Below are 19,538 nucleotides of genomic sequence, written 5' to 3'. Positions count from 1 at the left end.
CATCAGGCATGGACGCGACGATCTGACCTCTATGCCTGCCGAACCACAAGCTCGCTGGTCATGGGGATTCCCCTCAGTGCGCCGAGCACCATGTTGTGGGAAATGGCGCGCTCATGGATCTTCTCGAGTTCGGCACGCGGCGCGGAGGAACTCAGGGTGGCGCGGAGGTGGAGGGATAGGTAGCAATGCCGGGCCTCGACGGGCGCCTCGAGCCCTTCGAGGCCATCGAATTCACCACGCGGGTCGAACACGCCTTCCGCGACGAACTCGACCGAACGCAGATCGGTGCCGGCATGCGCCGCCAGCATCGGATAGTCCGAGCCGGCACAGACGGCTGCAGCGGCGAAGATCTGTTCCCAGGGATAGACGACAGACGGGGCATTGTCCTTCAGGCTCGCCGGCCGCTCCAGAAGCGGTGTTGTGTAGGGATCGCTTGACTGCGGATCAAAGCGGTAGCGGGCACGGTAGGTCCCGCGCACCGCATCGCCATGCTTCTTCATCACGGACACGATATCCTTCACCGTGCTGACAGCTTCTCCGAAAACGATGGGCATCCTTGCCTCCTTCCAATCGTGGGTTTCTAAGTCACGCCATGGGATGCCGACGGCAGCGTTTTCCGTCCGGCATCCCGATTTTGGCACATTGCCGATGGTGTTCGCCTTATTTGGCAGGTGGAGTCGCTTGCGCGTCGCCGCCAAGCTCCTTCTTGAAGGTCTCAAAATCGACCTGCATGCCGTTGAAGATCGTGCTCCAGTGCCGGGCCACCGCGGCGATCGCGACGGCTTCCTCGATTTCGTCCTTCGTTGCACCTGCCCGCTTGGCGTTCTCGGTGTCTTCCCAGATGCAGTACCGACAGGGGATTTGGGCGGAGACGGCGAGTGAGATCAGAGCCTTCACCTTCGGCGGCAGGGCGGTTTCGTTCGAAAACTGCAGCGCCTTCACCTCGGCCCAGGCGCCCGGCAGCGCGGCTTTCGAAACCTGGTGGAGAAAGCCTGGCACCTTGCCGAGCGTCTGCTTGATGTCCTTGTAGGTGGCATCGACCTCTGCCTGGCCGGCCAGGCCGAGGCTGGATGCGAACACGGCCGCACAGATGACGGCCGAAGCCAAAGCGCCCGTGAAGACCCGGTGTGACCGCCGCAACCTGAACCTAACGCTGCTGGAAACGAAGTCACGAACTGCGAAGTTGAACATGTTCTCTCACCTCTATTGAACCATTTGGGTCCGCGCCATGTGATGGGTGCGGACTCAAAGGAGGCCCGGCCGAGAGAGAAAGTTCGATCAGTCGTCGTCGATTCCGGGTGGGCGCGGCGAAAGATGGATATGCAGGCGCCTGGCCTTGCTGTCGCGTCGAAAAACCACGAATGAGACACCCGGAGGGCAATGGAACGGATCCTCCGGGGGATTGACGAACCGTCCCTCGATCACGCTGACGTTGCGGGCGCTGAGGATACGCTGCGGTTCGAAGAGAACGCCGGCTTCGTTATCCTCGATGACTTCCTGGGCAATGAACGACCGCCCGACTACCGGCTTGCCCCCTCCACGGACGAGGTGGAGATCTTCCGCGAAATGGCTGAGATAACGGTCGCGTTCGCCAGCGCGGTTGAGACCGCGAAATAGCTCGTCATAGAACCATTGGTGCTGGCGTGACTGCAACCTGGCGTCGGGATCGACGAGGCCCGCCGTCTCGAGCAGCATCTCGGCCAACTTGCGCTTGGCTTCCGACAGCCGGCTGCGGACGGTTCCGACCGGGACGGCTAGGATGGCGGCCAGTTCCTCATAAGATGGATAGCTGCCGAAGTATCGCAGCATGGCGGTGGCCTGCAGCGGTTCGGGAAGCTTGCGCAGCGCGTCCCAGACCCATTCGCGAAGCGCGACTTTCTCCAGCCGCTCCTCGACGCTTGGCCGTTCGTCGGGGCGATCGGGCACCTCGGCGGTGAGCACCTCGCGCCGTCTTCGGCGCAACTGTCCCAGGCAGCAGCGGTGCAGCACGGTGAAGAGCCAGCCGACGACTGCCTGAGGGTCCTTAAGCTCCCCGATGTGCCTCAGCGCGATGATGAACGTGTCGTGGACGGCATCCTCGGCTTCGGGACCGTAGCCGAGCACTCGCAGCGCCGCCGCGTACAGCGGCGCGCGATGACGTTCCAGCAACAGCCCAAGGTAGGCACAATCGCCGCCGCGAGCGGCGACGGCCAGTTCGGCATCGGTCGGTCCGATAGGAGCTTGATGATCCACAGCTGCTGATCCATAGCTTGTTGACCCCTAGACGGAAGGATGCGCCGAGGATCGAAAAAGTTCGAATCCTGACGCGGCGCGTCATGGATCACCGCTACGACACGAACTTTTAGATCGTGATCCAGCGCCAAGCTGACCTGGGGCGGCGAGCTCCTGAACCGGGAGACGCCTGGCTTCTACATGCAGCCGGCGCTGTTCACCGAGGCCACCAACACCATGCGCGTTGCCCGCGAGGAGATCTTCGGGCCCGTCGCCTGCGTGATCCGCGCCAAGAACTACGACGAGGCGCTGGCAATCGCCAATGACACCGAGTTCGGTCTCGCGGCGGGCGCCTGCACCACCAGCCTCCAATACGCCTCGCACTTCAAGCGCAACAGCGAGGCCGGCATGGTGATGGTCAACCTGCCGACCGCCGGCGTCGACTATCACATCCCGTTCGGCGGCCGGAAGGGTTCGAGCTACGGCGCCCGCGAGCAGGGCTCCTACGCGCGCAAGTTCTATACGACGGTGAAGACGGCCTACACTTATCCGGTGTGAGACCTCCGCCGTCACGAGCGCCGTCATTGCGACGAAGCAATTCAGACTTCCTTCTCGACCCTGGATTGCTTCGCTCGCAATGACGGGGGGAGAGACCGAGCGTGGGAACCCGCATGCTGCTCTCGCCTTCGCCTGTCAGGCGCTGGCGGATGCTCGTGGGGGCCTCGCGAACTGCCCAACTGGTGCGATTTTTGCTCTTGGGGGTCTTGGCAAGTCGCCGTGGACCCGTTAAAGAACCGGCTTCCGGGCGGGCTGGCATTTGCTGGCGCGCTCGTGCGCGCATTCCGAAAGCCTAGAGGATCGGCATTCCTTTTGAGGATATCCGTTTGGATGACCCGGAAGGAAGAAGGATCTTTCTGCTCTCGAATGCCGCAGGGGAGGTCGGTCCGCCGATCACCCCGATCCTGTCCGAGACTGCAGGCGCCGGCGCGGAATTCAATTTCCTCAATGGCTTAATCGTCCAGCCTGCATAGACGGGTGAAGACCGGATTTCGGCATGTCCACTGCCTCTGTCGTGGTGGCATGCAGGTTTGGTTCGAACCTCGACACTCCGTGGGCCGATAAAGCCTTGCGGAAGGGCAGGCTATTCATCGCCGTTTTGCCTTGCGTGTCCTCGGGTTCTTCCGTCCGGAGGTCAGGTTTGGTGGGGCGGCGGGTGCAACCCGGCGGTCCCGCTTTCGGGCGAAGGCCGCCAACCGGAGAGAGCTTGCTGTGGAACGAGCGGCAAAGAAAGAGGCGGTCGAGGAACTGCACGAGGTCTTCAAGACCACGGGCGTCGCGGTCGTCGCTCACTATTCCGGCCTCACCGTGGCCCAGATGCAGAAGCTGCGCATGCAGATGAAGCAGGCGGGCGCGTCGGTGAAGGTCTCGAAGAACCGTCTCGCCAAAATTGCTCTTGAAGGCACGGACGTCGTCGGCATCGGTCCCCTGTTGAAGGGGCCGACCGTGATCGCAACTTCGAACGATCCTGTCGCGGCGCCCAAGGTTGCCATGGAATTCGCCAAGGCGAACGAAAAGTTCGTCATCCTCGGTGGCTCCATGGGTAAAACCGTCCTGAATGTCGACAGCGTCAAGGCTCTCGCCTCGCTGCCGTCGCTGGACGAACTGCGCGGCAAGCTCGTCGGCCTGATCCAGGCTCCGGCGACCAAGCTCGCCCAGCTCGCCAACGCACCCGCGGCCAAGGTCGCGCGCGTCATTCAGGCTCATGCCTCAAAGGGCGAAGCGGCCTGACGCCCTTCGCAAACACTCAAAACCTGGTTTCGAACCGAACCATCTTAAGGAAGTAGATCAATGGCTGACTTGCAGAAAATCGTCGACGACCTGTCCTCGCTCACCGTTCTCGAGGCCGCTGAGCTCGCCAAGCTCCTGGAAGAGAAGTGGGGCGTGTCCGCCGCTGCCGCCGTCGCGGTTGCTGGCCCGGCCGCTGCCGCTGCCGCTCCGGCGGAAGAGAAGACCGAGTTCACGGTTGTCCTGGCTTCGGCCGGCGACAAGAAGATCGAGGTCATCAAGGAAGTCCGCGCCATCACCGGCCTGGGCCTGAAGGAAGCCAAGGACCTGGTCGAGGGTGCCCCGAAGCCGGTCAAGGAAGGCGTCAACAAGGAAGAGGCCGAGAAGATCAAGGCTCAGCTCGAGAAGGCTGGCGCCAAGATCGACCTCAAGTAATCGCAAGATTGCAAGCGGAGCCTTCCGGCGGCCTAAGGCAGGTCCGAAGGTTTCGAGAGATTATGGTGACCGGGCGGTAACATCGCCCGGTCACCATCGGGACAAAAGAGTTTTGCAGAGGTGTCGGGTCGGGCCGGGATACTGCAAAAGGCGTGCAACAGGATCGCCCGTTGCGGGCCGAACACGGAAAAGTGTGGAGATTTAGGGGCTTCCCCCTCGAATCTCGGCTATCGTCGGCCCATATTGGGTCGGCAGCACGAAAAGCCGGTTATCGGTGGAGTGGCGTCTCCGCCCTTAGACCGTTGGGAGATAGGCAATTTCGGGCTTTTGCAGTCCGTGACGAGATGGTTGTGACGAGCGGGTGCGCCCTCGCGCCTCGCGCGTCGTTTTGCGTTTTGCTGGTCTGAAGAACAGAGCTGGGACGTTTCCGTTCCGGCTTTGGGCCTCAGATCCTCGAAATGGATCGAAATTCAACCCGAAGGGGCGGTGGCAGCCGCTGTTTCGGAAGGTTCGCCCCTCCGGGCGACGAAATGAGAGGCCACGATGGCGCAGCAGACATTCACCGGTCGCAAACGCGTTCGCAAGTTCTTTGGACACATCAAGGAAGTCGCGGAGATGCCGAACCTCATCGAGGTTCAGAAGGCGTCCTACGACCAGTTCCTGATGGTGGACGAGCCCACGGGTGGGCGAGCGGATGAGGGCCTGCAGGCGGTGTTCCGCTCGGTGTTCCCGATCTCCGATTTCTCGGGCACCTCGATGCTGGAATTCGTCCGCTACGAGTTCGAGCCGCCGAAATACGACGTCGACGAGTGCCGCCAGCGCGGCATGACCTTCGCTGCGCCGCTCAAGGTGACCTTGCGCCTCATCGTGTTCGATATCGACGAGGAGACCGGTGCGAAGTCGGTGAAGGACATCAAGGAGCAGGACGTGTACATGGGCGACATTCCGCTCATGACCATGAACGGCACCTTCATCGTGAACGGCACCGAGCGCGTCATCGTCTCGCAGATGCACCGTTCGCCGGGCGTGTTCTTCGACCACGACAAGGGCAAGACCCATTCGTCGGGCAAGCTGCTGTTCGCTGCCCGCGTCATTCCGTATCGCGGCTCCTGGCTCGACATCGAGTTCGACGCCAAGGACATCGTGTTCGCGCGCATCGACCGTCGCCGCAAGCTGCCGGTGACGTCGCTGATGTTCGCGCTCGGCCTCGACGGCGAGCAGATCCTGTCGACCTTCTACAAGAAGCTGATCTACAAGCGCATCAAGGAAGGCTGGCGCGTTCCGTTCGACGCCAACCGGTTCCGCGGCTATTCGACCGTGAACGACCTGATCGACGCCGACACCGGCAAGGTCGTGCTCGAGGCCGGCAAGAAGCTCACCGTGCGCGCCGCCCGCCAGCTCCAGGAGAAGGGGCTGAAGGCGCTGCGCATGTCGGACGAGGAGCTGCTCGGCAACTACATCGCCGAGGATCTCGTCAATCCGAAGACGGGTGAGATCTACGCCGAGGCCGGCGAGGAGATCACCGACAAGCTGTTCAAGGTGCTGAACGAGCAGGGCTACAAGGACCTGCCGCTGCTCGACATCGACCACGTCAATGTCGGCCCCTACATCCGCAACACGCTGTCGGCCGACAAGAACATGACGCGTGAGGATGCGCTGTTCGACATCTACCGCGTGATGCGTCCGGGCGAGCCGCCGACGCTCGATTCGGCGCAGGCGATGTTCCAGTCGCTGTTCTTCGATGCCGAGCGCTACGACCTCTCCGCGGTCGGCCGCGTCAAGATGAACATGCGCCTCGAGCTCGATGCGCCGGACACCCAGCGCACGCTGCGCAAGGAAGACATCCTGTCGGTCATCAAGACCCTGGTCGACCTGCGTGACGGCAAGGGCGAGATCGACGACATCGACCATCTCGGCAACCGCCGCGTCCGCTCGGTCGGCGAGCTGATGGAGAACCAGTACCGCATCGGCCTGCTGCGCATGGAGCGTGCCATCAAGGAGCGCATGTCGAGCGTCGACATCGACACCGTGATGCCGCAGGACCTGATCAACGCCAAGCCTGCCGCCGCTGCCGTGCGCGAGTTCTTCGGCTCGTCGCAGCTTTCGCAGTTCATGGATCAGACCAACCCGCTGTCGGAGATCACCCACAAGCGCCGCCTGTCGGCGCTTGGACCGGGCGGTCTGACCCGAGAGCGCGCCGGCTTCGAGGTGCGCGACGTGCATCCGACGCATTACGGCCGCATCTGCCCGATCGAGACGCCGGAAGGTCCGAACATCGGCCTGATCAACTCGCTGGCGACCTTCGCCCGCGTCAACAAGTATGGCTTCGTCGAGACGCCGTACCGCAAGGTCAAGGATGGCCGGGTCACCGACGAGGTGGTGTATCTGTCGGCGATGGAGGAGGGGCGCTACCGCGTCGCGCAGGCCAACGTGCCGCTCGATGCCAAGGGCCGCTTCACCGAGGACCTCGTGGTCTGCCGTCATGCCGGCGAAGTCGTGCCGATGACGCCCGACAAGGTCGACTACATGGACGTGTCGCCGAAGCAGCTCGTTTCGGTGGCCGCGGCGCTGATCCCGTTCCTCGAGAACGACGACGCCAACCGCGCGCTGATGGGCTCGAACATGCAGCGCCAGGCGGTGCCGCTGGTTCGCGCCGAGGCGCCGTTCGTCGGTACCGGAATGGAAGGCGTCGTTGCCCGTGACTCGGGCGCCGCGATCGCGGCGCGCCGCTCCGGCGTGATCGACCAGATCGACGCCACCCGCGTCGTCATCCGCGCCACGGAGGATCTCGATCCGACCAAGTCGGGCGTCGATATCTACCGGCTGATGAAGTATCAGCGCTCGAACCAGTCGACCTGCATCAACCAGCGTCCGCTGGTGAAGGTCGGCGACATCGTCAAGAAGGGCGACATCATCGCTGACGGTCCGTCGACCGATCTCGGTGAGCTCGCGCTCGGCCGCAACGTGCTGGTCGCGTTCATGCCGTGGAACGGCTACAACTTCGAGGACTCCATCCTGCTCTCCGAGCGGATCGTGAAGGAGGACGTCTTCACCTCGATCCACATCGAGGAATTCGAGGTGATGGCCCGCGACACCAAGCTGGGTCCGGAGGAAATCACGCGCGACATTCCGAACGTGTCGGAAGAGGCGCTGAAGAACCTCGACGAAGCCGGCATCGTCTATATCGGCGCGGAGGTGCGCGCCGGCGACATCCTGGTCGGCAAGATCACGCCGAAGGGCGAGAGCCCGATGACGCCGGAAGAGAAGCTGCTGCGTGCCATCTTCGGCGAGAAGGCCTCTGACGTGCGCGACACCTCGCTGCGGGTGCCGCCGGGCGTGCAGGGCACGATCGTCGAAGTGCGCGTGTTCAACCGGCACGGCGTCGACAAGGACGAGCGTGCGCTGGCGATCGAGCGGGAAGAGATCGAGCGTCTGGCCAAGGACCGCGACGACGAGCAGGCGATCCTGGACCGCAACGTCTACAGCCGTCTCGCCGACATGCTGGATGGCCGTCAGGGCATCTCCGGTCCGAAGGGCTTCAAGAAGGACACCAAGATCACGCGCGCGGTGCTCGACGAGTATCCGAAGTCGCAGTGGTGGCTGTTCGCCTCGCCGAACGACAAGCTGATGGCCGAGATCGAGGCCATGCGGAAGCAGTACGACGAGTCGAAGAAGGGGCTGGAACAGCGCTTCCTCGACAAGGTCGAGAAGCTGCAGCGTGGCGACGAGCTGCCGCCAGGCGTGATGAAGATGGTCAAGGTCTTCGTTGCGGTGAAGCGCAAGATCCAGCCGGGCGACAAGATGGCCGGCCGTCACGGCAACAAGGGCGTCGTCTCCAAGATCGTGCCGATCGAGGACATGCCGTTCCTCGAGGACGGCACGCATGCGGACATCGTGCTGAACCCGCTGGGCGTGCCCTCGCGCATGAACGTCGGACAGATCCTCGAGACGCATCTCGGCTGGGCCTGCGCCGGCCTCGGCAAGCGCATCGCCCAGACGGTCGATGCCTACCTGTCGAAGCAGGACGTGAAGCCGCTGAAGGAGACCTTGAAGCGGATCTACGGCGATGACGAGACCATCAAGTCGCTCAACGACAACGAGTTGATCGAGCTTGGTCACAATCTGAGCCGTGGCGTGCCGATCGCCACACCGGTGTTCGACGGCGCCAAGGAGGCCGACATCGAGGAGATGTTGAAGCTCGCCGGCCTCGACGCATCCGGTCAGTCGACGGTCTATGATGGCCGCACCGGCGATGCGTTCGATCGCAAGGTGACGGTCGGCTACATCTATATGCTGAAGCTGCACCATCTGGTCGACGACAAGATCCATGCGCGTTCGATCGGCCCGTACTCGCTGGTCACCCAGCAGCCGCTGGGCGGCAAGGCCCAGTTCGGCGGCCAGCGTTTCGGCGAAATGGAGGTGTGGGCGCTCGAAGCCTACGGCGCGGCCTACACGCTGCAGGAGATGCTGACGGTGAAGTCGGACGACGTCGCCGGCCGCACCAAGGTCTACGAGGCGATCGTGCGCGGCGACGACACGTTCGAGGCCGGTATTCCGGAATCGTTCAACGTGTTGGTCAAGGAAATGCGCTCGCTCGGCCTCAACGTCGACCTGCACAACTCCAAGCTCGGACCGGCGCCGACGTCGGAAGCCGCCGAGTAGTTCAAGAGGTCAGGCCCGGCCGTCTCGGACGGCCGGGTGCCGGCGCCTTCCCCCGCGGGTCAGGACAAGGCGCCCGTTGAGAGATTTTCGAATTTGCGGCCGACCCCCGATCGGCCCGCGAGGAGAATACGATGAACCAAGAAATTATGAATCTCTTCAATCCGACGACGCCGGCTCAGGTCTTCGACCAGATCCGGATCTCGATTGCGTCTCCGGAGAAGATTCTGTCCTGGTCCTACGGCGAGATCAAGAAGCCGGAAACGATCAACTACCGCACCTTCAAGCCCGAGCGCGACGGCCTGTTCTGCGCCCGCATCTTCGGGCCGATCAAGGACTACGAGTGCCTGTGCGGCAAGTACAAGCGGATGAAGTACAAGGGCATCATCTGCGAGAAGTGCTCGGTCGAGGTGACCCTGTCGCGCGTCCGGCGCGAGCGCATGGGCCATATCGAGCTCGCCGCTCCCGTCGCGCACATCTGGTTCCTGAAGTCGCTGCCCTCGCGCATCGGCCTGCTGCTCGACATGACGCTGAAGGATCTCGAGCGGATCCTGTACTTCGAATACTACGTCGTTCTCGAGCCGGGTCTGACCGCGCTCAAGGACCGTCAGCTCTTGTCCGAGGACGAGTATCTCAAGGCGCAGGACGAATACGGCCAGGACAGCTTCACCGCCATGATCGGCGCGGAGGCCATCCGTGAGCTGCTGCGCGGCCTCGAGCTGGAGAAGCTCGAGCAGACGCTGCGTGCGGAGATGCAGGAGACCGACTCCGACATCAAGCACAAGAAGCTCGCGAAGCGTCTGAAGATCGTCGAGGCCTTCCGCCACTCCGGCAACAAGCCGGAATGGATGATCATGACCGTGGTGCCGGTGATCCCGCCGGACCTGCGGCCGCTGGTCCCGCTCGACGGTGGCCGCTTCGCGACCTCCGACCTCAACGACCTCTACCGCCGCGTCATCAATCGCAACAACCGTTTGAAGCGGCTGATGGAGCTGCGCGCGCCGGACATCATCATCCGCAACGAGAAGCGCATGCTTCAGGAAGCGGTGGATGCGCTGTTCGACAACGGCCGCCGTGGCCGCGTCATCACCGGCGCCAACAAGCGTCCGTTGAAGTCGCTCGCCGACATGCTCAAGGGCAAGCAGGGCCGCTTCCGTCAGAACCTGCTCGGCAAGCGCGTCGACTATTCCGGTCGCTCGGTCATCGTGGTCGGTCCGGAGCTGCGCCTGCACCAGTGCGGCCTGCCGAAGAAGATGGCGCTCGAGCTGTTCAAGCCGTTCATCTATTCGCGGCTCGATGCCAAGGGCCTGTCGACGACGGTCAAGCAGGCCAAGAAGCTGGTCGAGAAGGAGCGCCCCGAGGTCTGGGACATCCTGGACGAGGTCATCCGCGAGCATCCGGTGCTGTTGAACCGCGCGCCGACGCTGCATCGCCTCGGCATCCAGGCGTTCGAGCCGGTGCTGATCGAAGGCAAGGCGATCCAGCTGCATCCGCTGGTGTGCTCCGCGTTCAACGCCGACTTCGACGGCGACCAGATGGCCGTCCACGTTCCGCTGTCGCTCGAAGCGCAGCTGGAAGCGCGCGTCCTGATGATGTCGACCAACAACATCCTGCATCCGGCCAATGGTCAGCCGATCATCGTGCCGTCGCAGGACATCGTGCTCGGTCTCTACTACGTCTCGATCATGCGCGAAGGCATGCCCGGCCAGGGCATGGCGTTCGGCAACATGGCCGAGCTCGAGCATGCGCTGCACGCCAAGGCCATCCATCTCCACAGCAAGATCAAGTATCGCTGGGAGGGCATGGACGAGACCGGCAAGGTCGCCAAGCGCTGGATCGAAACCACCGCGGGCCGCGTCATGCTCGGCAATCTCCTGCCGAAGCATCCGCGCGTCACGTTCGAGGTCATCAACAAGCTGATGACCAAGCGCGAAATCTCGGGCGTGATCGATCAGGTCTATCGTCACTGCGGCCAGAAGGAGACGGTGATCTTCTGCGACCGCATCATGGCGCTTGGCTTCTACAACGCCTTCAAGGCGGGCATCTCGTTCGGCAAGGACGACATGGTCGTGCCGGCGGGCAAGTGGAAGATCGTCGACACCACCCGTACGCTGGCGAAGGATTTCGAGCAGCAGTACAATGACGGTCTGATCACTCACGGCGAGAAGTACAACAAGGTCGTCGATGCCTGGTCGAAGGCCAGCGAAGAGATCGCCAAGGAGATGATGAAGGAGATCTCCGTCACCAAGAAGACGGCGACGGGGGCGGATGCCGACATCAACTCGATCTACATGATGTCGCATTCCGGTGCCCGCGGTTCGCCGGCCCAGATGCGTCAGCTCGCCGGCATGCGCGGCCTGATGGCCAAGCCGTCGGGTGAGATCATCGAGACGCCGATCATCTCGAACTTCAAGGAAGGTCTGTCGGTTCTCGAGTACTTCAACTCGACCCACGGCGCCCGCAAGGGCCTCGCGGACACCGCGTTGAAGACCGCGAACTCGGGCTACCTGACCCGTCGTCTGGTCGACGTCGCGCAGGACTGCATCATCACGCAGGACGATTGCGGCACCCATCTCGGCATCAAGATGCGCGCCATCGTCGATGCCGGCACGGTCGTGGCTTCGCTCGGCTCGCGCATCCTGGGCCGCGTGCCCTGCGATGACGTGCGTGATCCCGCGACCAACGCCGTGCTGGTCAAGGCCGGCACGCTGATGGAGGAGAGCCACATCGACGCCATCCAGCAGGCTGGCGTGCAGGAGGTGAAGATCCGCTCGGCGCTGACCTGCGAGCTCGTCAACGGCATCTGCAAGATGTGCTACGGCCGCGATCTGGCGCGCGGTACGCCGGTCAATCATGGCGAGGCTGTCGGCGTCATCGCCGCGCAGTCGATCGGTGAGCCCGGCACCCAGCTGACGATGCGCACCTTCCACATCGGTGGCGCGGCGCAGCTGAACGAGCAGTCCTTCGTGGAATCGAACTTCGAAGGCAAGGTGGTCATCAGGAACAAGTCGATCGCTCGCAACAGCGAGGGTCACCTGATCGCGATGGTCCGCAACATGGTCGTGACGATCGTCGACCCCGACGGCACCGAGCGTGCGACGCACCGTATCCAGTACGGCTCGCGCATGCACGTCGACGACGGCGACATGATCAAGCGCGGCCAGCGCATCGCCGAGTGGGATCCTTATACCCGCCCGATCCTCACGGAAGCGGAGGGCACGATCGGGTTCGAGGATCTGACCGAAGGTCTGTCGATCTCGGAAACGCTCGACGAATCCACCGGTATTGCCAAGCGCGTGGTCATCGACTGGCGTGGAACGCGCGGTGGCGCGGATCTGCGTCCGGCGATCGTGATCAAGGGCAAGGACGGCAAGGTGCTCAAGCTCGCCCGCGGCGGCGATGCCCGCTACATGCTGTCGGTCGACGCGATTCTTTCTGTCGACGTCGGTGCGACGGTGAAGCCAGGCGACATCCTGGCGCGTATCTCGACCGAAAGCGCCAAGACGCGCGACATCACCGGCGGTCTGCCGCGGGTGGCGGAGCTGTTCGAAGCGCGCAAGCCGAAGGATGCCGCGATCATCGCTGAGATCGCCGGCACCATCCGGTTCGGTCGCGACTACAAGAACAAGCGTCGCATCTCGATCGAGCCGGTCGACAAGACCGAGGAGCCGCGCGAGTACCTGATCCCGAAGGGCAAGCACATCCATCTGCAGGATGGCGACATCGTCGAGAAGGGCGACTTCATCGTTGAAGGCAACCCCGCGCCGCACGACATCCTGGCGATCAAGGGCATCGAGGAGCTCGCGGCCTATCTGGTCAACGAGATCCAGGAGGTCTACCGGCTGCAGGGCGTGCTCATCAACGACAAGCACATCGAGGTGATTGTCCGTCAGATGCTGCAGAAGGTGGAGATCGCCGACCAGGGCGACACCGACATGATCTCGGGCGAACAGGTCGACAAGATCGAGTTCGACCTGCTCAACGCGAAAGCCGTGGAGGAGGCGAAGAAGCCGGCCACAGGCACTCCGGTTCTGCTCGGCATCACCAAGGCGAGCCTGCAGACCCGGTCGTTCTTCTCGGCGGCCTCGTTCCAGGAGACCACCCGCGTCCTCACCGAGGCGGCGGTCAACGGCAAGATCGATCCGCTCGAGGGTCTCAAGGAGAACGTCATCGTCGGCCGTCTGATCCCGGCTGGCACCGGCGCCTCGATGGCCCGCATCCGCGAAGTCGCCTTGAAGCGCGACAAGCTGATTCTCGACGAGCGCGAGAAGCAGGCGGCGATCGTGCCGGCGCAGCCGGAGCCTCAGCCGCTCGCTCTGCCGCCGGCAGAGTAAACGGACGATTGCGGCAGACCCTGACGGTGTTGGGGTCTGCCGTGCGTTCATCACGCGTAGAAAAGGCCGGCGGTTGCCGGCCTTTTTTTGACATTTTCTTCTCCTGTTGCCGCGCTGCTGCCCCGTTGTTCATCTTCCCTTCAGGGACAGAGGTGCTCTTGGAAGCATCAGATCCGCTGAGCTGATTTCCGTCGACTCCCGTGGCGATGCGCCGATTTGCTCCGGCGCAAATCTTTTGCGGGCCGGGTACGCTATGGCCGATCGAGCCCCGAGGGTGGCAGGACCCCTGATATGGACGACCGGCAACGTCGCTGACAGCCGGAGATGGCGGAACTTCGATGCTTGACCTTGCGATTGTTGGTGGCGGTCCGGGTGGACTGATGAGCGCCTGGTACCTGAGGCGCAAACTCGGCGATCTCTGCAAGGTGACGATCTTCGAGGCATCCGACCGGCTCGGCGGCAAGATCGTGACGCGCAAGTTCGATACCGCACCGGCGATGTATGAGGCTGGTGTCGCAGAAATCTACGACTACTCGATGACCGGCCCTGATCCGCTGCGCGAGCTGATCCAGCATTTCGGTCTGCAGACGATTCCGATGGATGCGCTGCAGGTCCAGCTCGACGGCGAGCTGCTCGACGACGTGCCCGGGCTGCGCCGCAAGTACGGCCCGAAGACGGCCGCTGCCGTCGAGGCGTTCCGCAAGCGTTGTACGGAGGTAATGTCGCCGGTCGAATATTACGAAGGCGTCGGCGCCCACGATAACGAGCACCCCTGGGCCTACAAGACCTGCGAAGAGCTGCTCGACGAGGAGGTCGAGGATCCCACGGCCAAGCGCTTCTTCAAGGTGATGTCGCGCTCCGACCTCGCGACCGAGGCCCACAACACCAACGGCCTCAATGCGCTCAAGAACTTCGTGATGGATATCGACGACTATATCGGCCTGTACTCGATCCAGAACGGCAATGAGCAGCTGATCGAGTGCCTTCGCTCGGAGGTCGATGCCGACATCAAACTCAATCATCGCGTGCTCCGAATCGGCAAGACCGAGCAGGGCCGCTACCGGCTCAACATGATGAACGGCAAGGGGCCGGAGACGCGCGAGTTCGATCTCGTGCTGGTGTGTCTGCCGCATTCCTGGCTGTCGACGGTCGGCTGGGACGGCGAGAAGCTGCGCCAGTCCATGGTCAAGCACATCGCCTATTTCGATCGTCCCGCGCATTATCTGCGCGTCTCGATCCTGTTCGACGAGCCGTTCTGGGGCGAGAAGATTCCGGGCTCCTGGTTCATGTCGGAGGCGTTCGGCGGCTGCTGCATCTACAACGAGGGCTCGCGCCACGACGTCGGCAAGCACGGCGTGCTGAACTGGCTGATCGCGGGCTCGGATGCGCTCGCCTTCGCCAACCTGTCGGACCAGGAGCTGATCGATGCCGCCCTGAAGTCGCTCCCGGCGGCGCTCGGCGATGCGCGCGCACACTTCATGGAAGGCAAGATCCATCGCTGGCTGTCGTCGGTCAACGCGCTGCCCGGCGGTTTGCCGGTGCGCGACGTCATGACCAATCACCGGCCTGAGCCGAAGGAGCACCCCGGTATCGTCGTGGTCGGAGACTACCTGTTCGACTCGACCTTGAACGGGCTGCTCGATTCCTCGGATGCGGCCACCGACATCATCCTGACCGAGATGATGCGGCTGCGCCGCGCCCGCTCGCAGGCCGAGATGCCGCTGTCGGACAAGATCGACCGCGACTATTTCGACAATTATCGCGGGCAGGGGCCGTACAGCGAAGCGTGGTCGCAGTTCACCGATCCGGACTATCTGACCAGCCTGATCAAGATCGTCTGGAACCGGGCCGGCAAGGGCAAGGGCTACAAGCTCCTGGTCGCCGGCTCCGCGAGCGGCGAGCTGGTGGGTGCGCTCCGCGAGCGTGGCATCGATGCCTGGGGCATCGAGAACAACCGCTACATCCACGGCAAGACGCCGAAGGCGCTGAAGAAGTACAACAAGCTCGGCTCGATCACCGACATGCCGTTCAAGACCGGTGAGTTCGATTTCGTGTTCGAGACCAGCCTCTGCCACCTCGGTGACAAGCAGGTTGCGCGCGCGGTCCGCGAGCTCAACCGTGTCGTCAAGACCGGCCTCGTGTTCGGCTCGATCACCTCGGACATGGCCCCGGCGCTGGTCGACCGCTACGACCTGCTCCGTGGGGTCAAGAAGCTCGGCACCTGGTGGGAGTGGTCGGAGCTGTTCTTCGGCAACGGCTTTGATCTTGCCATGCACCGCCGCGATTGCACCGACGAGGTGTGGGCCGCGACGCTCGCGGCCAACAGAGGCCCGGGCCAATGGTACGCCGACGCGGACAGCCTGCGCTATTCCTTCTTCGACAAGGTCGAGGACGATGATTGAGGACGCTGGCCGCGGCGCTGTGCAGATGTTAAAGGCCTGACGCGCAAGGCTGGCGCTCTCGTCGGCCGCGCTGCTTCGGTTGGTTGCATGGCGCCCAAGAAACCAGAGTCAGAGTCGAGACCGGCTTCCAAATCAGGCTCGAAACGAGGTTCGAAATCCAATTCGACCTCGGCGCCGCCCGGTCAGGCCGCGGACGATCGGATTGCCGGCGAGCGAATTGCGGCTGCCGCGGGCGCCGCAGCCGAGATCGCGAAGCGGCTTTCTGGAACCGCCGCGCCCCAAGCGCCGCAGGCACCCCAAGCGCCGGAAACACCGCTCGCCGCCAACGCGCCGCTGGCAGCCGAAGCGCAGCACACATCTGAAGCGCCGCAGCCCTCCGAGCCGTCGCAGGCCGCCAAAGTGCCGGAGGCGGCCAAACCGGCGCAGGCCACCAAGCCACCACAGGCAAGCAAGCCTGCGCCGCCGCCCTCCGACGAGGACGACGATGAGGACGGCGAGGACGAGGGCGACGATCTCGACGACGATGACGACGACGACGAGGATCTCGTCGTCTACACGGCCCGCGAGGCCGCCGGTGCGCTTGCGACCATCTACGGCTTCATCTCGCCGCTGCTCGCCAGATACAAGAAGATGCTGGCTTTCGTGTCGATCGGCGTCCTGATCGAGACGCTGTTCAACGTCATCATGCCGCTCAGCCTCAAGTTCCTGATCGACGATGCGCTCGGCGAGGAGGATTTCGAGGCGCTCTATCGCATCCTCGGCGTGCTGGCCGTTGCGGGCATCTTCACCTCGATCGTTGCCGTGCTCTACGAGCGCTGGGATGCGCGTCTGGCGGCCTGCGTCATCTCGGATGTCCGCACCCGTCTGTTCGACCACGTGCAGAACCTGCCGGCCGCCTATTTCCAGCGCACCAAGCGCGGCGAGATCTTGTCGCGCTTCTCGGTCGACATGTCGGCGTTCGAGAACGTCGTGAAGAGTTTCGCCAACAGCGCTGTGCTGCCGTTCCTCGAGCTGATTGCGGGCATCATTCTGATGCTGTTCCTCAACTGGCAGCTCGCTGCGATCGCGCTGCTGGTGTTTCCGATCACCCTGATCGGCCCGCGCATCCTGACGCCGAAGGCGGTTCAGGCCAATTACGAGCAGAAGCTGAACGAGGCGTCGCTGCTCGGCGTGATCCAGGAGAACATCGCGGCGCAAGCCGTCATCAAGGCCTTCAGCCTGCACCGCAAGGTATTCGGCTGGTTCAGCTTCCGCAACGACGCGGCGCGGCGCAAGATGGCCGATGCGATGTTCCTGTCGACCATGGTCGAGCGCACCGTCACGATCTCCGTGCTGCTGCTGCATCTCGTCGTGCTTGCCCTCGGCGCCTATCTCGCCACCAAGGGCCAGATCACCATCGGCACCTTCGTCACCTTCGAGAGCGCGTTCTGGGAGGTGTCCTACAACATCGCCCATGTCATGCACTTCGTGCCGGTGTCGATTTCCTCGGCGGCCGCAATCCGGCACATGCAGGAGCTGCTGGACGAGCCGACCCGCGGCGCCGACCGGCCGGGCGCGCCGGATCTGCCCCGCATCAGCCACGACATCACCTTCGAGCGCGTGACCTTCCAGTACGAGGGCAGCCAGACGCCGGTGCTCGACAATCTCAGCCTCAAGCTCGACGTCGGCAAGCGGATCGCGATCGTCGGTCCGTCGGGCTCGGGCAAGAGCACGCTGCTCAACCTGATCCTGCGACTCTACGTGCCCAACGAAGGCCGCGTCACCATCGACGGCGTCGACATCCGCAGGGTCACGCGCGATTCGCTGCGCGGCAGCATGGCCGTGGTGTTCCAGGAGAACATGCTGTTCAACATGTCGCTGCGGGAGAACATCCGGCTCGGCAAGGAGGGCGCCACCGACGCCGAGGTGGAGGAGGCGGCCAAGAAGGCCGAGATCCACCGCTACATCATGAGCCTGCCGCAGAAATACGACACGCTCGTCGGCGAGCGCGGCGACACGCTGTCCGGCGGCCAGCGCCAGCGCATCGCAATCGCCCGCGCCATCATCCGCAATCCCTCCGTGCTGCTGCTCGACGAGGCGACCTCGGCGCTCGACCAGACCACGGAAGCCGCAATCAACCGCACCCTGCTCAAGGTCGCCAAGGGCCGCACCATGATCTGGTCGACCCACCGCCTGACCTCGGTGGTCGAGATGGACGAGATCATCGTCATCTCCGGCGGCCGGGCGATCGAGCGCGGCAGCCACGCCGAGCTCTTGGCCAAGAACGGTGTCTATCGCAAGCTGTGGGACGACCAGGGCCACCAGCCGAGTCGGGCCGATCAGGCCGACGACGACAGCGATGAAGACGATGATGATGACGATGACGATGACGATGATGACGACGAATAAGCGTTGAGCGGCGCAATGGTCTTCGTCAGCCGCTGCCGCGTGCCGCGGCCGAGCGAGACTGCAAAGCGTGCCCAGCGCTGCGCTTGCCAATAGGGTCTGGTCCCGATCGAGACGGATCTGAAATTCCAGGCCTTCTCGAGCGACCACGCATCGCAGGCCATCTTGACCGGGTCCGCATAGAAGGCCGCGATCTTGGCCTCGCCCATGCCGTCAGTCGCCAGCCAGCGCGGAATGTGGACGTTGCAGAGGCGCTCGACATCGGTGAACACCTTGTCGGAGCCGGTGCCGGTGACGGGGCAGGTGGTGCAGAAGGCGTCGCCGACGAGCACCACGCCGGGCATGCGATATCCGCTGTTGGTGATCAGATCGGCCGGCCGGACCTTCACCTCGCCGCTCACGGCGTACTCGCCAGTGATCCGCCGCAGGCCGGGCAGGGCGGTCGTCAGCGTTTCGACCGGGGCGCGCCGGATCGCCCGCAGCCAGGGATCATCCACCTCGCGATAGGCGAACAGGTTCGCCCGCATGCGCTCGCCGATCGGGAACAGGGTGATGTAGGGCACCCGCGCACTGGCCCGCTCCTGGAAGTAGGTCATGGCCGGGAACGAGAAGGCGGCGCGGCCGACCGGCGTCAGGTCGAAGCCGATCGAGACGGAATGGGCGGGGCTGGCGATCTTGCGGGTGATTCCCAGCATGTGCCGCAGCCCAACGTTCAGCCCGTTGGCGAGCACGACGAGGCGGGCCGAGATCGTCTGCCCGTTGGACAGCACGACCGACTGGCGATCCTCGCCTGGCGTGATCGCCACGGCCTTGGCGACGATTCGCGTCACAGGGCCACGGATCTCGTCACGCACGGCCGTCACCAGCGTATCGTACGGGATGCCATATTGCTGGACTGGCGCCCGTTCGAGCACGTAGCCGAATCGGGCGATCCAGTTCTCCGAGGCCAGGGTGGCTTGGGTTAACGCCTTGTCGGCGATCCCGGTGCGACGGAACCGGTCGATCTGCCCGGCACCGGAGATCTTCTCGATTCGAAAGTCGGCCGGGTAGATCGCATGGGGATCGACCAGAATCGCCGGGATGCCCGCACGCCCGAGCATGGCGGCCGTGATCGCGCCGGCCAGGCCGCCGCCAATGATCGCAATATCGGTATATTCTGTCACCGGGCGTCTCGTCTTGGCGCCATCCTTGTCGGCCAAAGCCGAAAAAAGCCTTATCTTCAATGTCTCTGGATATGTCCGGGGTTGGAGAGGTGACTGCGCAGGCGCGGGCAGGGCTCTGCGGTCTACAGATACCTTAGGACGCGGGGGCACCGTCGGAGCGGAAA

Annotated in this window: 10 protein-coding genes and 1 pseudogene; 7 read left to right on the top strand and 4 right to left on the bottom strand. The window is 63.7% G+C overall.

The annotated features are described in order from the left end of the window. Positions 1–29 precede the first annotated feature (29 nt). The 3 genes from QX124_RS26145 to QX124_RS26135 form a co-directional block, all read right to left on the bottom strand. Positions 30–554, bottom strand: a complete 525-nt coding sequence (locus QX124_RS26145) for an OsmC family protein (protein WP_315798664.1) — start codon at positions 552–554, stop codon at positions 30–32. A gap of 106 nt (positions 555–660) precedes the next feature. After that, a complete protein-coding gene (locus tag QX124_RS26140; protein WP_315798663.1) occupies positions 661–1,191 on the bottom strand; it encodes a carboxymuconolactone decarboxylase family protein in 531 nt (176 codons plus the stop codon). Positions 1,192–1,278: 87 nt separating this feature from the next. Then, positions 1,279–2,232: a sigma-70 family RNA polymerase sigma factor gene (locus QX124_RS26135; protein WP_315798662.1), complete on the bottom strand. Its 954-nt coding sequence runs from the start codon at positions 2,230–2,232 to the stop codon at positions 1,279–1,281. A 126-nt stretch (positions 2,233–2,358) separates the two neighbouring features. Here QX124_RS26135 and QX124_RS26130 point away from each other — a divergent pair. From QX124_RS26130 to QX124_RS26100, 7 genes and pseudogenes are all read left to right on the top strand, one after another. Next, positions 2,359–2,769, top strand: a pseudogene (locus QX124_RS26130) (aldehyde dehydrogenase family protein); the annotation flags it as partial. 711 nt (positions 2,770–3,480) lie between these two features. After that, the gene (rplJ, locus tag QX124_RS26125) at positions 3,481–3,999 is read left to right on the top strand and encodes a 50S ribosomal protein L10 (RefSeq protein ID WP_315737590.1); all 519 of its coding nucleotides are present in this window, start codon (positions 3,481–3,483) and stop codon (positions 3,997–3,999) included. A gap of 60 nt (positions 4,000–4,059) precedes the next feature. Next, positions 4,060–4,431, top strand: coding sequence for a 50S ribosomal protein L7/L12 (gene rplL, locus QX124_RS26120; RefSeq protein ID WP_315737591.1), 372 nt, complete (start codon positions 4,060–4,062; stop codon positions 4,429–4,431). 543 nt (positions 4,432–4,974) lie between these two features. Beyond that, positions 4,975–9,093, top strand: a complete 4,119-nt coding sequence (gene rpoB, locus QX124_RS26115; protein ID WP_315737592.1) for a DNA-directed RNA polymerase subunit beta — start codon at positions 4,975–4,977, stop codon at positions 9,091–9,093. 131 nt (positions 9,094–9,224) lie between these two features. After that, the gene (gene rpoC, locus QX124_RS26110) at positions 9,225–13,424 is read left to right on the top strand and encodes a DNA-directed RNA polymerase subunit beta' (RefSeq protein ID WP_315737593.1); all 4,200 of its coding nucleotides are present in this window, start codon (positions 9,225–9,227) and stop codon (positions 13,422–13,424) included. Between the two features lie 338 nt (positions 13,425–13,762). After that, positions 13,763–15,826, top strand: a complete 2,064-nt coding sequence (locus QX124_RS26105) for an FAD-dependent oxidoreductase (RefSeq protein ID WP_315798661.1) — start codon at positions 13,763–13,765, stop codon at positions 15,824–15,826. 87 nt (positions 15,827–15,913) lie between these two features. After that, positions 15,914–18,214 (top strand): ABC transporter ATP-binding protein, encoded by a 2,301-nt coding sequence (locus QX124_RS26100; RefSeq protein ID WP_315798660.1) that lies wholly within the window; start codon positions 15,914–15,916, stop codon positions 18,212–18,214. On the opposite strand, the gene QX124_RS26095 is transcribed toward QX124_RS26100, so the two are convergent. Continuing rightward, positions 18,145–19,374 (bottom strand): NAD(P)/FAD-dependent oxidoreductase, encoded by a 1,230-nt coding sequence (locus QX124_RS26095; protein WP_315798659.1) that lies wholly within the window; start codon positions 19,372–19,374, stop codon positions 18,145–18,147. The genes QX124_RS26100 and QX124_RS26095 overlap by 70 nt on opposite strands. Positions 19,375–19,538: the final 164 nt, after the last annotated feature.

Origin of the sequence: Bradyrhizobium sp. SZCCHNRI3043 (genome assembly GCF_032377735.1) — a bacterium.
Classification (GTDB): domain Bacteria; phylum Pseudomonadota; class Alphaproteobacteria; order Rhizobiales; family Xanthobacteraceae; genus Bradyrhizobium.
This window is presented reverse-complemented; position numbering and strand designations above follow the sequence as displayed.